The 15811-nt window shown below is 59.2% G+C and carries 15 protein-coding genes; 10 read left to right on the top strand and 5 right to left on the bottom strand.

The genetic code is table 11. The annotated features are described in order from the left end of the window. A partial coding sequence (locus AC221Y_RS10255; RefSeq protein WP_486707285.1) for a helix-turn-helix domain-containing protein occupies positions 1 to 435 on the bottom strand: 435 nt, incomplete at its 3' end. A gap of 289 nt (positions 436 to 724) precedes the next feature. On the opposite strand from AC221Y_RS10255, the gene AC221Y_RS10250 reads away from it, so the two are divergent. The 3 genes from AC221Y_RS10250 (at position 725) to AC221Y_RS10240 (ending at position 3408) form a co-directional block, all read left to right on the top strand. Beyond that, the gene (locus AC221Y_RS10250; protein ID WP_299752607.1) at positions 725 to 1696 is read left to right on the top strand and encodes a zinc transporter ZntB; all 972 of its coding nucleotides are present in this window, start codon (positions 725 to 727) and stop codon (positions 1694 to 1696) included. Between the two features lie 75 nt (positions 1697 to 1771). Then, the gene (gene nth, locus AC221Y_RS10245) at positions 1772 to 2416 is read left to right on the top strand and encodes an endonuclease III (RefSeq protein ID WP_299752610.1); all 645 of its coding nucleotides are present in this window, start codon (positions 1772 to 1774) and stop codon (positions 2414 to 2416) included. After that, the gene (locus AC221Y_RS10240) at positions 2413 to 3408 is read left to right on the top strand and encodes an adenosine kinase (protein WP_299752613.1); all 996 of its coding nucleotides are present in this window, start codon (positions 2413 to 2415) and stop codon (positions 3406 to 3408) included. Before nth ends, AC221Y_RS10240 begins: the two co-directional genes overlap by 4 nt. Positions 3409 to 3822: 414 nt before the next feature. Here the strand turns inward: AC221Y_RS10240 and AC221Y_RS10235 are convergent, their stop codons facing one another. Both AC221Y_RS10235 and AC221Y_RS10230 read right to left on the bottom strand, forming a co-directional pair. Next, positions 3823 to 5016, bottom strand: coding sequence for a hypothetical protein (locus tag AC221Y_RS10235; RefSeq protein ID WP_299752616.1), 1194 nt, complete (start codon positions 5014 to 5016; stop codon positions 3823 to 3825). An 862-nt stretch (positions 5017 to 5878) separates the two neighbouring features. Next, positions 5879 to 6400, bottom strand: a complete 522-nt coding sequence (locus tag AC221Y_RS10230) for a hypothetical protein (RefSeq protein ID WP_299752010.1) — start codon at positions 6398 to 6400, stop codon at positions 5879 to 5881. 114 nt (positions 6401 to 6514) lie between these two features. Here AC221Y_RS10230 and AC221Y_RS10225 point away from each other — a divergent pair, with 114 nt between their 5' ends. The 7 genes from AC221Y_RS10225 to cueR all read left to right on the top strand — a co-directional run bounded on the left by AC221Y_RS10225 (position 6515) and on the right by cueR (position 13725). Then, positions 6515 to 7495 (top strand): ABC transporter permease, encoded by a 981-nt coding sequence (locus AC221Y_RS10225; protein WP_299752007.1) that lies wholly within the window; start codon positions 6515 to 6517, stop codon positions 7493 to 7495. Then, the gene (locus tag AC221Y_RS10220; RefSeq protein WP_299752004.1) at positions 7495 to 8451 is read left to right on the top strand and encodes an ABC transporter permease; all 957 of its coding nucleotides are present in this window, start codon (positions 7495 to 7497) and stop codon (positions 8449 to 8451) included. The genes AC221Y_RS10225 and AC221Y_RS10220 overlap by 1 nt, the downstream gene beginning before the upstream one ends. Before the next feature lie 11 nt (positions 8452 to 8462). Continuing rightward, positions 8463 to 8747: a hypothetical protein gene (locus AC221Y_RS10215; RefSeq protein ID WP_299752001.1), complete on the top strand. Its 285-nt coding sequence runs from the start codon at positions 8463 to 8465 to the stop codon at positions 8745 to 8747. A 61-nt stretch (positions 8748 to 8808) separates the two neighbouring features. Then, on the top strand, positions 8809 to 9792 hold the full coding sequence (locus AC221Y_RS10210; protein ID WP_299751998.1) for an ABC transporter ATP-binding protein: 984 nt from the start codon (positions 8809 to 8811) through the stop codon (positions 9790 to 9792). Beyond that, entirely contained in the window at positions 9789 to 10790 is a 1002-nt protein-coding gene (locus AC221Y_RS10205; RefSeq protein WP_299751995.1) for an ABC transporter ATP-binding protein, read from the top strand. Before AC221Y_RS10210 ends, AC221Y_RS10205 begins: the two co-directional genes overlap by 4 nt. A 125-nt stretch (positions 10791 to 10915) precedes the next feature. After that, positions 10916 to 13333, top strand: a complete 2418-nt coding sequence (locus AC221Y_RS10200; protein WP_486707284.1) for a heavy metal translocating P-type ATPase — start codon at positions 10916 to 10918, stop codon at positions 13331 to 13333. Beyond that, positions 13330 to 13725, top strand: a complete 396-nt coding sequence (cueR, locus tag AC221Y_RS10195) for a Cu(I)-responsive transcriptional regulator (RefSeq protein WP_299757839.1) — start codon at positions 13330 to 13332, stop codon at positions 13723 to 13725. Before AC221Y_RS10200 ends, cueR begins: the two co-directional genes overlap by 4 nt. Before the next feature lie 333 nt (positions 13726 to 14058). On the opposite strand, the gene aroA is transcribed toward cueR, so the two are convergent. Next, entirely contained in the window at positions 14059 to 15411 is a 1353-nt protein-coding gene (aroA, locus tag AC221Y_RS10190) for a 3-phosphoshikimate 1-carboxyvinyltransferase (protein WP_299757842.1), read from the bottom strand. A 111-nt stretch (positions 15412 to 15522) separates the two neighbouring features. Further along, on the bottom strand, positions 15523 to 15811 hold a 289-nt coding region (gene trmB, locus AC221Y_RS10185; RefSeq protein ID WP_486707283.1), incomplete at its 5' end, for a tRNA (guanine(46)-N(7))-methyltransferase TrmB.

The following is a 15811-nucleotide window of genomic DNA, read 5'->3' as shown; positions in this document are numbered from 1 at the left end:
TTCGGCGGAAAAACCAATACCGCAGATGCCTTTTTCAGTGCCCATGATCAGGGCGGGACCAAAGGGGCTTTCAAACCAGCCCCAGAGGATCTCAAGGCCCGCACCGGCTTTGGCGAAGTCGCCGGGGGACATGGCCTCCCAGCGCAGGAACAGGTCGTGCAGACGCCCGGATCCTGACAGGCCGACGGCATCTGCGGTTTCAAGCGTGGTGTGGCGGTTGGCGAGAAGATCACGCGCGTGATCGAGCTTGAGCCATTGCTGGTAGCGTTTGGGCGATACGCCTGCCCAGCGCGAAAAGATACGCTGGAAGTGCGCGGGCGACATGTGCATTTCGGTGGCGATGTCATGGAGCGATAGATCGCGGGCACCGTCATCGATAAGTTCGATGGCGCGTCGCATCAGTTGATAGTGGTAGCCGGTTTCTTGATCGGTCATGAGATTATCCTTGGGCATGTCTTGAAGGTAGGCCAAGGCGGCGGTCGGCGCGACCCGGATATTGCGGGAAAACGTCTTGTGCGGTGCAAGACAGGTGTGAGCTGATGTCTTTGGGGAGCGCATCATCGTGGCCGGATCGCAGCGTTCGGGATCTGAATTCGTGCCCTGTGGTTGCAGGTGTGGTGATCGGTTTCGGAATGCTTACCATCGGGACAGAGGTATCTGGGTGCCCAAAGTGCCGTCGCGGGTTCGCGGGCTTTTGAAGCAGCAGGACAATGGAGCAGGGACAATGGCAGAAAAATCGGTGCATCCGATTTGCGCGTTTGATATCGGACAGGATGGCACGGTGGTTCCGATCAGAGAACCGTGGCCGTCAGCAACTACCGGTGACGGAATGTCTTATCGTTGGTTGCACTTCGATCTGGCTGACAAGGGGCTGGACGCCTGGACACGAGAATTTCTTCCTGAAACCGCATCCACGGCATTGCGACAGTCCGAAACCCGCCCGAGAAGTGATTTTCTGGACGGTGGGCTGATTTTGAATTTGCGTGGTGTGAACCTTAACCCGGCCTCGGACGTGGACGATATGGTGTCGCTGCGGCTGTGGGTGACGAAGTGTCTGATTGTCAGCGCGCGGATGCGCAAGGTCTGGGCGGTTGATGCGATCCGTGAGGAGATGGACATTGGGATCGCTCCGAAGTCCGTTGGCATGTTTCTGGCGGCTCTAACCTATGGCCTGACCAAGCGGATCGAAGAGGTCACGATCGAGTTGGAAGACGAGTCGGATGCAATCGAAGAAGAAGCCTTTGCTGGTGGGCAGGATATGGGTGGGCGCGTCGCGCAGTGCCGAAAAAGCGTGATAAAGCTACGGAGATTTATTCGCCCTCAGAAAGAAGCGTTGATCGAGTTGGCCGCGAACCGGGACTGGCTTGGCAATGATGCGGCTTCGGTTTTATTGCGTGAAACGGCGAACAAAACCAAGCGGTCGCTTGAATCGCTTGAGGCGACCCACGAACGCCTGTCGGCGACGCAGGATCATCTGGACATTCTTCATGCAACCGCGCTGGGCCGCAACAGCTACGTGCTGTCGATTGTCGCGGCGATCTTCTTGCCGCTTGGCTTTGTGACCGGGCTTTTTGGCATCAACGTGGGCGGAATGCCGGGGGTGGAGTCTGATCTGGGGTTTTGGACCGTCACGGTTGGGTCCGTGGTGGTCGGCGCAGCTCTCTACGCGGTATTTAGGTATTCGAAATGGCTTTAAGGGCGAGAACCGCGCTGAAACCGGCGCATAGTATCGACTTGCCGCACCGCGCGCGATCCGCCAAAAGTGCCTTCTATGGCCAAGCAACTTTCCTATTCGGTGATCCATGAGATCTTCTCGCGCTTTCAAGAGGCTGAGGCCGAACCGAAGGGCGAATTGCACCATGTGAACGCCTATACGCTGGTGGTCGCGGTTGCTTTGAGCGCGCAGGCGACGGATGCGGGTGTCAACAAGGCGACGCGGGGGCTGTTTGCGGTTGCGGATACGCCGGAAAAGATGCTGGCGCTGGGCGAGGCTGCGGTCATCGAACACATCAAGACGATAGGTTTGTTTCGTAACAAGGCAAAGAACGTGATCAAGCTGTCGCAAAAGCTGGTCGATGAATTTGACAGTCAGGTACCTTCAAGCCGCGCGGCGCTGCAGTCGCTTCCCGGTGTGGGGCGCAAGACCGCGAATGTCGTGCTGAACATGTGGTTTGGGCTTCCTGCGCAAGCAGTCGATACGCATATATTCAGGCTGGGAAATCGATCTGGTATTGCGCCGGGCAAGGATGTCGATGCGGTCGAGCGTGCGATCGAGGATCATATTCCAGCGGAATTTCAACATCATGCGCATCACTGGATGATCCTGCACGGGCGCTACACCTGTGTTGCGCGGAAACCAAAATGTAACGCGTGTCTGATACGCGATCTCTGTGAATTTGAGGACAAGACGGAATGACAAAGCGATTTGACGTTGTGGGCATCGGCAATGCGATGGTCGACGTGCTTGCGCGCTGCGAGGATGATTTCCTGGGCGAAGCCGGTGTCGAAAAAGGTATCATGCAACTCATTGATATGGACCGCGCGGTGGATCTGTATGGGCGGGTTGGTCCTGCACGCGAGGTCTCGGGTGGGTCGGCGGCGAATACGATTGCGGTTGTGGCGTCTTTGGGCGGCCAAACGGCCTATGTGGGCAAGGTGAAGGACGATCAGCTGGGGGCGATTTTCGCCCACGATTTGCGCGCTCAGGGGGCGGTTTACGGAACCGTCTTTGCGGACAAGGACGCGGCCGACGAGACGGGGCGCTGCATTGTGTTGGTTACTCCGGACGGCGAGCGTTCGATGAACACTTATCTGGGCGTGACTGAATTTCTGACGCCCGATGACATTGATCCCGTGCAAATGGCGGACGCGGCAATGATCTACCTTGAGGGCTATCGCTTCGACGGGCCGGAAAGCCACGCGGCGTTTGCCAAGGCGATTGAGGCAACCGAGGGTGCAGGCGGAACCGTTTCATTGACGCTTTCTGATCCGTTTTGTGTGGAACGCCATCGCGACGCGTTTCGCGCGATGATCCGGGATCATGTTGATCTGCTGTTTGCGAACCGGGACGAGATTTGTTCGATGTATCAGACTGATGACTTCGAAGCTGCATTGTCGGCTGCGGCTTCGGAAGTGGGGATTGTGGCCTGTACGGAAGGTGCGAAGGGCGCGCATATTCTGGCTGGCGGCCAGCGGTGGCATGCGCCTGCGAAACCTGTCGATATTCAGGACGCAACCGGTGCCGGAGATGCTTTTGCGGGCGCGTTTTTGTGGGGCCATTCGCAAGGGCACCCGTTGGAACTGTGTGGCCGAATGGGCTGTGCGGCGGCGTCTGAGGTGATCAGCCATATTGGCGCGCGGCCCGAGGCGAACCTGGCCGAGATTTTCCGTGCGGATGGCTTGGTCTGAGGGCGCGGCGCATATGATGATGCGTGATGAAATCAGGGGCAGCGTTTGATTTTTCGCCCATTTGCCGGGGATCTCCGCGTTGATACTTCCACGAATAGAAATTTCCAAATTGTCGAGATCGACCGGGTCGTGATTGCCGTCCGACGAAAACGACACTTGCAGGTTTGGGTGCTTGGTCCAGAACCTCTTTGAGGTTTGACAGGATGACGGGATCGACGAAAGAGTGTGGGGTGGACATGCTCACGCCGCGGGTGGCCTCGCGGTGTGAGCGCCGTCGATGTCCGGGGCGATAAGCGCAAAAGCTTCGCGCAGGGGCAAAGCAAGGTCGCGACCGGCGTCGGTCAAGACACGTCCGCGCTCTTGGCGACACAAAAGGACTTCGAAGAGCCCTTTTATGTCGTTATTTCGGGCAATTCAGACCGGCTGTGGCTGGGTGAACATCTTCTGGTTCAATCGCCACAGCCCCCATGCAGCCGGGATCGCGGCGAGGCCTCCGAGGGCATAGACCATTGGTTCGTCAGAGAAGCTTTCGAACACCTGGGTGTAGGCGTGGATGCCAAGAAACGTGACCGAGGCGTTAAAATGCCCGCGCCGGTGGGTGGCGGCGGCAAGCCAAGCGCCAACGATCAGAAGAGCGGCCCAGATAGCCGAGAATACGTGTTCGGAGATTTGGATGAACTCTGCTTCCCAAAGGGTGAGTGCTGCCCGGTATGCGCTCCAGTCGGTGAAGTCGGAATAGTTCGGGGCGTCGGCGCGATAGAAGCTGGTGCCGATCTCGTCGCCCCAAAGGGATGCGACAAGGAAGGCTAGGTTGCCGACGACGGCGGCCATGATCGCAAGGATGCCCGCGTGGCGTCCAATGCGGTCGGGGGTGCGGGGTATCGCCCATGCGGTGATGGCAATCAGCGCGCCCATTTGCAGGATCGTAAACGTCGGTTCAGGCGAATAGAACGCATAGGCCGCGTGGAAGTAAGCGGTGCCGGTGTCGAACACTTGTGCGAAGGGCGCGATGGCAAGGGCGGTGACGGCGCGCACGTTCACGAATGTACCAGCGGCGGCAATGAGCGCGGCCGCGTAGAGGTAGAACATCGCGATGGGTGCGCCGGGCATGGTGTCGAGTGCGACGCCAAGGCCGATAAGATGCAGACCTACACCGGCCAAAACGACCGACCCCGTCGTGAAGCGCAAGGCTTTCGGGGCTTTGCGGAAGGCCCATGCGGCTGCGGTGGCGACCGCGACACCAAGCGGGATCAGGACAAAATCAGCGCTGTCTGGGTATTTGTCGAGCAGTTCGATCGTCCCGCCGACACAGAGCATGCCCGCGCCGATCAGCGTACCTGCATGGCCCAAAAGGCGATACAGCGCGTCGGTTTTGAGCAGAATGGCAACGCCAGCGGCGAGGAACGCAGCGCCAAGAAGCGCGACGCCAAGAGCATCGGCGATCCAGAAGACAAAGCCGAGCGAGGCCGCGATGATGCCCCCGGTCAGGACGATATTAACGACGAGCGCGAGCATCGTGTCGCGAGAGCGGCGGGCGATTTCTGTAGCCTGCGTCTGGGTCAGAAGGCCCTCGGCGAGGAGTTGGTTGGTATTGATCACATGGGTCACGACGTGCATTCCTTGAACGTTGTTCAAATAACTGATAGCCAATATATGAACGATGTTCAAGATGTATTTTGAAGTAAAGATCTCAAACGGGAGTAAGAATGATGTATAAAGAGGCGCCGTGATTGGCGAGGGCGATGAGATCATCGCTTTCTTGCGCGCGTTGCCCTTGCGGCGGCGCGTTTTGATCAGGTGTCAAATCCAAACCTGCCACTCTTCTTGCCAGGCAAAGTCTATTCAGCAGGCTCAGGGTCGATCTGAACCCTGAAAATATGGTTTCAGTCGCGCTCTGCACAGACGGATTTCAAGGTTTTTGAGACCTCGATTGGACTTGTTCTTTTTCTCTTCCCGCTCGCCTAGGGTCCGTGCAACGTCTTTCTTGCTGCAAATAGTGCGCGATTTGGGTTGAGGGCCACCATACCGGCCAACATTGGCTATCACCTTGCGACGTGGATCGTGACGGTCGCTATGGGAGTCGGCTTCTTCGCTGCTTTGGACAGGTTTGCGCAAGTTTTTGTTGGGCTGAAGATAGCAGGGGCTCTCAAGGTGCTTTGGCTTGCGTCTTTCTGTTAATCCTGAACCCGAAAGCCTAGGTCATCATCGTCTTGATGTTCACGCAGTTTCTGGACCAATCGGATAAGGGAACACTGGCTGCAGGTGTGCTGATTACCACTGTGCTTACATTCAATAATCTGATCACATTCCTGGCGTGGGCCCTGATAGGCAACAAGATTTCCGAATATTCCTGAACGCCCGAAAGCGTGCAAAAGCCAAACCCAATGTTCGGTGGGATTTTGGCGGCGGTGGCCGTTTGGATGTTGCTGTCGTGGGCTGTCAATCGACTGTATCGAACGCTTCGCCAACGTCAGATATCCTGCCCCTTTTCCAAGAGCCGGTCGATCAACTCTCGTTGTAAGGGCACGCTGTCGCCGCCACCAAAGCTGAGCGCTCCGCCGGTGAACAACCCGCCGTAGGTCAGCGCAAGGTTTACGGTCTGGCCAAGCCCCGAGATAAGCTGGTCGCGTCTGAGCGGGGACAAGGGGTGGATGTAGACGCCCCAGAGCCGGCCGTTTGCCACCGCGTAGCGCGCATCAAGCGCGGTATCGAAGTTGGCTTGCATGACGCGGCGCAGATCTTCTTCGCTCATGCCGTCAATTGCGCGGATCGGGACCATCGCCCGCATCCGGTCGGCGCGCGTATCAAGAATGACAAGGACTGGAACGTCCTCGATCGTCAGTTCAAGGCCACTGCCCGCGGGGCGTGTATCAGGATCAAGCGCGAGTAGAATGTCGAGCACGCGTCCCGACGTCATGTTCTTGGACGCGTCCTGCGCCTGCATCGGAGCGGCGAGAAGGCAAAGCGCAAAGGCAAAGGCGATGCGGATCATGTGCAGGCTCCGGAGTTGTTTTTCATCCCCAGCCTAACAAAAGGTGTCGTAACGGCGCAAAGCACGCTTGCGCGATCTTGACCGTGAGGTCGCAAAGGTAAAATACTGCGCGTCATGCTGGCATATATCATCCGTCGCGTCGCGCAGTCGATCCTTGTCCTTCTTGTGGTCGGACTTGTCGCCTTTTCCATGTTTCGCTTTGTCGGCGATCCGATTGACAACATGCTGGGACAGGAGAGAACGCAAGCCGACATCGACCGGCTCCGGATCGAACTTGGGCTCGATCAGCCGTTTGTGGTTCAGTATTACAAGTTTCTTGGCGGCGCAGTGCAGGGCAATTTCGGGGTGAGTTACCGGCAGGGACGACCTGTCTCGCTGATCATCAAAGAACGCGCGCCTGCGACGTTGGAACTGGCGGCGGTATCGGGGTTTCTGGCGATTTCGATTGGGATTGCTTTGGGCGTTTTTACCGCCATCAGGCGAGATGGCTGGACGTCGAATGTGATCATGTCGGTATCGTTGATCGGGGTCAGCTTACCGACGTTCTTGATTGGTATCCTATTGATTTACTTGTTTTCCGTTGAATTAGACTGGCTGCCAAGCTTTGGAAGGGGCGAGGTCGTTGACCTTGGCTGGTGGACCACCGGGTTCCTGACGGCAAGTGGGTTGAAGGCGCTTATTTTGCCGTCGATCACGCTGGGCTTGTATCAGATGACTTTGATCATGCGCCTTGTGCGATCCGAGATGCTTGAGGTCTTGCGGCAGGATTATATCCGGTTCGCGCGGGCGCGCGGATTGAAAGAGCGGTCGGTGAATTTCCGTCACGCGCTGAAGAATACGCTGGTGCCGGTGATCACTGTTACGGGCCTGCAATTGGGTGCGATTATCGCCTTTGCGATCATCACCGAGACGGTGTTCCAGTGGCCAGGCGTTGGATTGTTGTTCATCAATGCAATCCAGTTCGTCGATATCCCTGTGATGGCGGCTTATCTGATGCTGATTTCGGTGATGTTTGTTGGCATCAACCTTATCGTTGATCTGTTGTATTTCTGGGTGGATCCGCGGCTTCGGGCGGATCGGGCGGGGGGACACTGATGGCGGACGTAGATATTATAGAAGCTGCGAAAGTCGCGGAATTGGGGCGCTGGGCGCGGTTTCGCGAGAGCGACTTCTATTGGAAGTTTCGCCGGTCCCCGGTCGCGATGGTTAGTTTCGCCGTCACAATGGTGCTGGTGTTAAGCGCGTTTTTTGCACCGCTGATTGCGCCACACAATCCGTTTGATCCGGCCAGCCTGAACCTGATGAATGGATTTTCGGCGCCTGGCGTTCCAAATGCGTTTACCGGCGACGAGTTCTTTTTAGGGACCGATGATCAGGGCCGCGATGTGTTTTCGACTATCCTATATGGGATGCGTATTTCGCTTTTTGTGGGCATTGCGGCGGTATCATTTGCGCTGATCCTTGGCGTCACGCTTGGGCTGATCGCGGGCTATGTTGGAGGGTGGACCGAAGCCATTATCATGCGGGTTGCAGATGTGCAGCTGACGTTTCCGTCGATCCTTGTGGCGATGCTGATTTTTGGGGTCGCCAAGGGTGTCACGCCGGTCGAATACCGCGATCAGATGGCGATCTGGGTGTTGATCGTGGCGATTGGCCTGTCCGATTGGGTGCAATTTGCGCGTGTTGTGCGCGGTGCCACTTTGGTCGAGCGCAACAAAGAATATGTGCAGGCTGCGCGCCTTATCGGGCGCACGCCGCCTGCGATTATGATGCGGCATATCCTGCCAAATGTGCTCTCGCCGGTTCTGGTCATTGCGACGATCTCGCTGGCGCTTGCGATCATTGCCGAGGCGACGCTGTCGTTTCTGGGTGTGGGCGCGCCCCCGACGCAGCCGTCACTTGGCACGCTGATCCGGATCGGGCAGGGGTTCTTGTTCTCGGGCGAGTGGTGGATCTTACTTTTCCCCGCCGCAACACTTCTGAGCTTGGCACTGGCGGTGAACCTGTTGGGCGATTGGCTTCGCGATGCGCTAAACCCACGTCTGAAGTGATGAATGCGCTCGTGACATGGCTCGTTTCTGCGGCCGTGTTCGCTGTGCCGGTGCTGTATCTTTCTATGCAGGTTATGGCCGCGCATCGCATGCAGGGCGCGCTGCGCACATTTGCCATAGCGGCCGGCGTCCTAATGGTGGGGCTTTTTGTATGCGTTGTCTGGGCCGTAATCTTCGCGGACGGTACGACGGCGCCGATACTGCATGTTGCAGCAGCCCCCTTTGGTTTGATTGTACTTTTCATGCTTTGGGCGCTGCATTGGATCGCCCTTAGACACACGCCACCAAAGGACTGATCCTGCTTGCTCTTAAAGGGAAGTGCAGCCCATAACGTAACAAACCTGAAGGAACGTGCATTTGTCCGAACCGGTCTTGTCTGTCCGCAATCTCGTTGTCGAAATTCCCACCCGCACCGGTGTTCTGAAACCTGTGGACCGGGTGTCTTACGACATTGCTCCGGGAGAAATTCTTGGCGTCGTGGGGGAAAGTGGTGCGGGCAAGTCGATGACTGGCAACGCGGTCATTGGATTGCTGGATCGTCCTGCGCGGATCACTGGCGGAGAGATTTTGCTGCATGGGCGGCGGATCGACGATCTTGGTCGCGATGACATGCGTCGCATCCGGGGCAAAGAGATCGGCATGGTGTTTCAGGATCCCCTGACGTCGCTGAACCCGCTTTTGAGGATCGGCGACCAATTGACTGAAACGATGTTGGAGCATCTGGACCTTACTGCAGATGAGGCGCGCGACCGGGCGATTGCCGCCTTGGACGAAGTGGGTATTCCAGCCGCTGCCAGTCGGATCGACAGTTATCCGCATGAGTTTTCGGGGGGTATGCGGCAGCGCGTTGTGATTGCTTTGGCGCTTTGTGCCGAGCCTGCGCTGGTGATTGCGGACGAGCCGACGACGGCCTTGGATGTCTCGGTGCAGGCGCAGATTATTGCGCTGCTGAAGCGGCTGTGTCGCGAGCGCGGGACGGCAGTGATGCTGGTGACGCATGATATGGGTGTGATAGCCGAAGCTGTGGACCGTGTGGCGGTGATGTATGCGGGGCGCCTGGCGGAACTGGGCGCGGTGCGCGAGGTCCTGCAGCGGCCGCGGCACCCTTACACTGAGGGTTTGATGGGCTCGACGCCTTTGGCATCGCGGGGCCAAAGGCGTTTGCGGCAAATTCCGGGGTCGATGCCTCGGTTGGGAGATCTACCGGATGGTTGCGCATTTTATCCGCGCTGCCCGAAGGCGCAGGAGGCATGTCGGGTCGAGCCCGGACCGACGCTTGCGGCGGATCAGGGGCGCGCGGCGTGCTGGTTCCCGGTTGAGCAGCCGGAGGCGGCAGAATGAAGTCGCTTGTTTCTGTCCGCAATCTCACGCGTGTCTTTGACGTTTCGAAGCCCTGGCTGAACCGGGTGATTGAACGCAGACCGAAGGCGATGCTCACAGCTGTTTCTGATGTGTCCTTCGAGATCCCCGAGCGCGAGGTTTATGCCTTGGTGGGCGAAAGCGGGTCGGGTAAGTCAACGATCGGGAAGATGATTGTCGGGCTTTTGAACCCGTCGGAGGGATCGGTCGAAATTGATGGAGTTGATTTGTCTCGGGAGACGGACGCTGACAAAATCGATGCTGTGCGCTCGGATATTCAGATGATTTTTCAAGACCCTTTTGCGTCGTTGAACCCGCGCTGGAAAGTGCGCGATATCATTGCCGAGCCTGTCGCGGCTCGCGGTGGAGATACGGCAGGTTTGTCAGAAAAATTGCTTGAGCAGGTCGGATTGTCAGCCGAGGATGCGGGCAAGTTTCCGCACGAGTTTTCTGGCGGTCAGCGGCAGCGGATTTGTATTGCGAGGGCGTTGGCAAGCGAGCCGAAGCTGATTGTTTGCGACGAGCCGACAAGCGCTTTGGACGTGTCGGTGCAAGCGCAGGTCTTGAACCTGATGAGCGATCTGAAGGACGAATTTGGTCTGACCTATCTGTTTATCAGTCATGATCTGACCGTGGTGCAGCATATGGCCGACAAGATCGGGGTCTTGTATCTGGGTCGATTGGTGGAAGAGGCTGACCCGGACACGTTGTTTGAACGACCCGCGCATCCCTATTCGCAGATGCTTTTGGCTGCCGCGCCGAGGATGGATGGATTTGGGCGCGAGGTTGTGCCGCCCAAGGGGGAAATTCCGGATCCAATCAATCCGCCCCCGGGCTGTGCGTTCAATCCGCGCTGTCCTTTGGCAATTCCGCTGTGTCTTCAGGAGCGGCCTGAATTGCGCGATGTCGATGGTGCGCGAGTGGCGTGTCATCGCGCGGAAGAGGCGCTGGCGCGGATGCGCGATCGTATCGAGGCCTGAGACGAGAGGGCTTTGCCCTCTCGTGCTTTCCCGAGGTCTTTTTGAAAGGATGAAGGGTGAGGCCTTGACCTTCCAGTGACTGGAAGCCCTATATGAGAGAAGTCCGAGGTATTTGGAGTCCCTTCATGTCTGTTGCCATGTCTTTAAGACTGCCCGTTCAGGGTATGTCGTGCGCGTCCTGTGTGGGGCGCGTCGAGCGTGCTGTGGCCCTTGTGCCGGGTGTTTTGGCGGCGCGGGTGAACCTTGCCAGCGGGATCGTTGAGGCTGAGTTAGGGGCGGATGGATCGGCTGACGCAGTGGTGTCGGCCCTGGCTGATGCGGGCTACCCCGCGCGCATTGAGACGATGCGCGGCACGGTTGACGGTCTTAGCTGTGCGTCCTGTGTGCGGCGGCTTGAGCAGGCCCTCGCGGCAGTTCCCGGCGTCTTGGACGCGCGGGTCAACCTGGCCGATCATTCGGCAGTGGTTGAAATGGCGGGAGACGCGGATCGTGGTGCCGTTTTGGCAGCGGCACGCGGCGCGGGCTATCCGATCAGTGCAGAGCCTGAGGTTTCCGAGGTCGAGGACCGCGAGGCGGCAGAGATTGCCGCGCTGACGCGCTCGGTCTGGATCGCTGCTGTTTTGGTGTTTCCGGTGTTCTTGATCGAGATGGGGGGGCATTTTATTCCTTGGGTGCATGCGCTGGTGGGTCAGACCATCGGGCATCAGGCAAGCCGGGTTTTGCAGTTTGGGCTTATCGGCGCGGTTCTTGTGGGGCCGGGTCGGGTATTTTTCGCGCGCGGTTTGCCCGCGCTTTTGCGGCGCGCGCCAGAGATGAACGCCTTGGTGGCTTTGGGCACGGGGGCGGCATTTTTATACTCAACTGTGGCGACGTTCTTGCCGGGGATTTTGCCGGACAACGCGCGGGGCGTCTATTTCGAAGCGGCGGGTGTGATTGTTGTGCTGATCCTTGTTGGACGCTTGCTGGAAGCGCGCGCAAAAGGCCGCACGGGAGCGGCGGTACGGGCTTTGGTCGGTTTAAGGCCGGACGTTGCGCGCGTCGTGCGCGACGGCGAAGTGGTCGAGGTGCCCGTGGCTGAGGTGTCGGTCGGAGATGTTGTGCAGGTGCGTCCCGGCACCCGGGTGCCGGTTGACGGAATCGTCGTGCGGGGATCAAGCTTTGTCGATGAGGCGATGCTTTCTGGTGAGCCGGTACCAGTTGAGAAGGTCGAGGGCGACCGCATCACGGGCGGCACAGTGAATGGCGCAGGAATGCTGGAATTTCGCGTAACTGATGTGGGTGCAGGCACAGTCTTGGCACGGATCATCCGCATGGTTCAGGACGCGCAGGGTGCGAAACTGCCGGTTCAGGCGGTGATTGACCGCGTTACCGGTGTCTTTGTGCCGATAGTTTTAGGCATCGCATTGGTGACGGTTTTGGTGTGGTTGGTCTTTGGGCCGGGACTTGGAGAGGCCTTGGTCGCGGGCGTGTCGGTTCTGATTATTGCCTGCCCTTGCGCGATGGGTCTGGCGACGCCGACCTCGATCATGGTTGGCACGGGCCGTGCGGCCGAGATGGGGATTTTGTTTCGAAAAGGGGCCGCATTGCAGGCGCTTCGCGACGTTGATGTGGTGGCGTTTGACAAGACTGGTACGCTGACCGAAGGGCGACCCGAAGTGACGGATGTGGTGACCCATGGCGCGGTGACGCGCGCCGCAGTTCTTGCGGCAGCCGGGGCCGTCGAGGCTGGATCAGAGCATCCCATCGCGCAGGCCATATTGCGCGCGGCAGGGGCAGTTGCACGGGCCGACGGCTTTCAGAGCGTGACCGGCGCGGGCGTGTCGGCGCAGGTTGACGGCACGCGGGTTATGGTGGGCAAAGCCGGGATGCTTGAGGGGGAAGGATTGGATGTCGGACCTTTAGCCGCCGATGCGGACCGGTTGGCGGGCGAGGGGAAGACGGCGTTTTTTGTGGGCATCGGCGATGCCTTGGCGGGCGTGATTGCGGTTGCTGATCCGATCCGCGAGGGCGCGGTCGAGGCCGTCGCGGCGTTGCACGAGATGGGGGTGAAAGTCGCGATGATATCGGGCGACAGGCGTGCAACAGCCGAGGTCATCGGCGCGCGTTTGGGCATTGATATGATCGAAGCCGACGCAACGCCAGAAGACAAGGTGCGGATCGTACGGAGCCTGGGCGGCTCGGTTGCCTTCGTGGGAGATGGCATTAACGATGCGCCCGCATTGGCGGCGGCAGATGTTGGGATTGCGATTGGAACCGGGACGGATGTGGCAGTCGAAACTGCGGATGTGGTTTTGATGGCGGGCGACCCTGTTGGGGTGGTACGGGCCTTGGGCCTGTCCCGCGCGGCGATGCGTAATATTCATCAGAATTTGGGATGGGCGTTTGGATATAACGTGTTGCTGATCCCGGTGGCGGCAGGGGTCCTGTATCCGATGTTTGGTCTTGTTTTGTCACCGATGCTGGCGGCTGGCGCGATGGCCATGTCAAGTGTCGCGGTGGTGACGAATGCGCTGCGCCTCAGGCGGTTTGGAGAGGTCTCATGAATATTGGTCAGGCAGCCGAGGAAACCGCGCTTCCACCGAAAACGATCCGATACTACGAGGAAATCGGGCTGGTGCGGCCTTCGCGCGACACAAATGGCTACCGGGCGTTTTCGCAAGCCGAATTACATAAGTTGCGGTTTCTTGGCCGTGCCCGCGCCTTGGGGTTTTCAATCGAGAATTGCCGGGCATTGATGGCTTTGTACGAGGACGACAGTCGGGCCAGCGCCGAAGTGAAGGCGATTGCTTCCAAGCATCTGGACGAGATCGCTGCGAAGATCGCGGACCTGAAAGCCATGGAGGCGACGCTGTCGCATTTGGTCGCGACCTGCGCCGGGGACGGTCGGCCAGACTGTCCGATTTTGGCGGATTTGGGCGCGCCACAGACGATCTGAGTGGTCAGACCGAGATTGTCTTGCGCGGCCATGAGGCAGATCGTCGGCGACCTCGACGTAGTCCCCTTTGTCTGGGCAAATGATGTGACCCTTCAGCGTGGGTTTTGTCGGCGCATCAAGTGTGCCTGCGAAGATCGACAGAGGTGCAGCCAGCGCCGTCCCAGAACAGATTTGAACCACAGGTGCTGCAAAAGGCACGTTTTGCCGGGTCGGACGTTGCCGCCACGTGGAAGCCGCTGGTCTTGCGGCATTGGAGGCAGCGGCAGTCCACGACCGGGCGCAAAGGGCCGGTGACACGGTAGGTGGCAGCGCTGCAGTTGCAGCCGCCGGCGGTCATTGGTTCACGCGCTCGAAACTTGCACCAAGGGTGGTCATCAACGGCTCGAACACCGGGAAGGATGTGCGCACAGGGGCTGCGTCGTCGACGGTGACTGGCTTGGTTGTCGCCATACCAAGGCAGAGGAACGACATCGCGATGCGGTGATCCAGGCGGGCCTCGACGGTCGCGCCACCCGGGACGCCATTCGGGCCGAGACCAATCACGTCCCACCAATCCTCGCCTTCGTCTACCTTGACGCCGTTGGCGCGCAGGCCCTTGGCCATGGCATCAATCCGGTCGCTTTCTTTGACGCGTAGTTCTTTGACGCCGTGCATCGACGTTATGCCGGTCGCAAAGGCCGCGACGACGGACAGGATCGGGTATTCGTCGATCATTGATGCCGCGCGCTCGCGTGGCACGTCGATGCCGGTCATTTCGGGGGAAAAGCGGGCGCGCAGATCGGCGACAGGCTCGCCACCTTCTTCGCGGAGATTCTCGTATGTGAGGTCCGCGCCCATGTCGCGCAGGGTTTCGAAAAGGCCTGCGCGGGTTGGGTTCAGGCCGATATTTGGAACCAAAACGTTCGAGCCTTCGACGATCAAGGCCGCACAGACCGGGAAGGCGGCTGACGACGGATCGCGAGGCACGTCGATCGTTTGTGGCTGTAGTTCCGGGTGGCCTTTCAGCGTGATCACGCGGCCTTCGAGGGTGTCTTCGACACGGATGTTCGCGCCAAAACCACGCAACATCCGCTCGCTGTGATCCCGGGTTGCCTCAGCTTCGATAACCACGGTTTCGCCGGGCGCGTTCAGACCGGCCAGAAGGACTGCGGATTTGACCTGAGCCGACGGCATCGGCGTTTTGTAACGCACAGGGGTTGGGTTTGCCGCGCCAACAACGGTCATCGGCAAGCGACCACCGGTGCGGCCATAGGACCGCGTGCCAAACAACGCCATCGGGTCGGTGACCCGGCGCATCGGGCGCGAACGTAGGGACGCATCACCAGTGAAGGTCGCTGTGATCGGGGTCGTCGCCATTGCGCCAATGATCAGGCGCACGCCGGTGCCTGCATTGCCGCAATCGACCACGTCTTGGGGTTCGCGGAACCCGCCAACGCCGACACCGTGGACAGTCCACTTGCCGGGGGCATGTTCGATCACCTCGGCGCCAAAGGCGCGCATGGCGTCCGCGGTCCGCAATACGTCTTCGCCGTCGAGAAGGCCGGTGATCCGTGTCTCTCCGACCGCCATTGCGCCAAGGATCAACGAGCGGTGGCTAATCGACTTGTCGCCGGGCACGCGCGCCTCGCCCTTCAAAGGGCTGGCTTTATGGGATCTCAGTGGTTCTGGTATTGTGTGCCCTGACATGAAGCTGTCCCTCTCAAACGTCCGGCACGTGTTAGCGTATGACGCTTGGGGGGTCCATCCGCCCTATCGGCTTCTTCTTGGTAAAAGAGGCGAAATCCGACGGTGGAAGGGTCAGGCGCGCCTGAAGGTCATGTAATGCGGTGTGCGGTCTTCGCGAATGGCCTTGGCTTCGTATCGTGTCCGCGTCCAGTCGGACCACGGGTCACGCCAGTCGCTTGCGCGTTCGGCTGTCCAGACGAAACCGGCCTTAGGGACTTCTTCCATCGCTTGACGGACGTAGTCTTCGATATCGGTGGCGATGCGCAATTCCGCGCCAGGGGCCATCACGCGGTGCAGTGGTTCCAGGTGGTCCGGGGTCACAAAACGTCGGCGGTGGTGGCGTTTCTTGGGCCAGGGGTCG

The sequence above is a fragment of the Boseongicola sp. genome (assembly GCF_057460485.1).
This window is presented reverse-complemented; position numbering and strand designations above follow the sequence as displayed.

What these genes read in the sequence shown, in the direction of transcription:
- AC221Y_RS10250 (WP_299752607.1), top strand. Translation starts at nt 725, where the DNA reads ATGGCAGAAAAATCGGTGCATCCGATTTGCGCGTTTGATATCGGACAG.
- nth (WP_299752610.1), top strand. Translation starts at nt 1,772, where the DNA reads ATGGCCAAGCAACTTTCCTATTCGGTGATCCATGAGATCTTCTCGCGC.
- AC221Y_RS10240 (WP_299752613.1), top strand. Translation starts at nt 2,413, where the DNA reads ATGACAAAGCGATTTGACGTTGTGGGCATCGGCAATGCGATGGTCGAC.
- AC221Y_RS10230 (WP_299752010.1), bottom strand. Translation starts at nt 6,400, where the DNA reads ATGATCCGCATCGCCTTTGCCTTTGCGCTTTGCCTTCTCGCCGCTCCG.
- AC221Y_RS10225 (WP_299752007.1), top strand. Translation starts at nt 6,515, where the DNA reads ATGCTGGCATATATCATCCGTCGCGTCGCGCAGTCGATCCTTGTCCTT.
- AC221Y_RS10220 (WP_299752004.1), top strand. Translation starts at nt 7,495, where the DNA reads ATGGCGGACGTAGATATTATAGAAGCTGCGAAAGTCGCGGAATTGGGG.
- AC221Y_RS10205 (WP_299751995.1), top strand. Translation starts at nt 9,789, where the DNA reads ATGAAGTCGCTTGTTTCTGTCCGCAATCTCACGCGTGTCTTTGACGTT.
- AC221Y_RS10200 (WP_486707284.1), top strand. Translation starts at nt 10,916, where the DNA reads ATGTCTGTTGCCATGTCTTTAAGACTGCCCGTTCAGGGTATGTCGTGC.
- cueR (WP_299757839.1), top strand. Translation starts at nt 13,330, where the DNA reads ATGAATATTGGTCAGGCAGCCGAGGAAACCGCGCTTCCACCGAAAACG.
- aroA (WP_299757842.1), bottom strand. Translation starts at nt 15,411, where the DNA reads ATGTCAGGGCACACAATACCAGAACCACTGAGATCCCATAAAGCCAGC.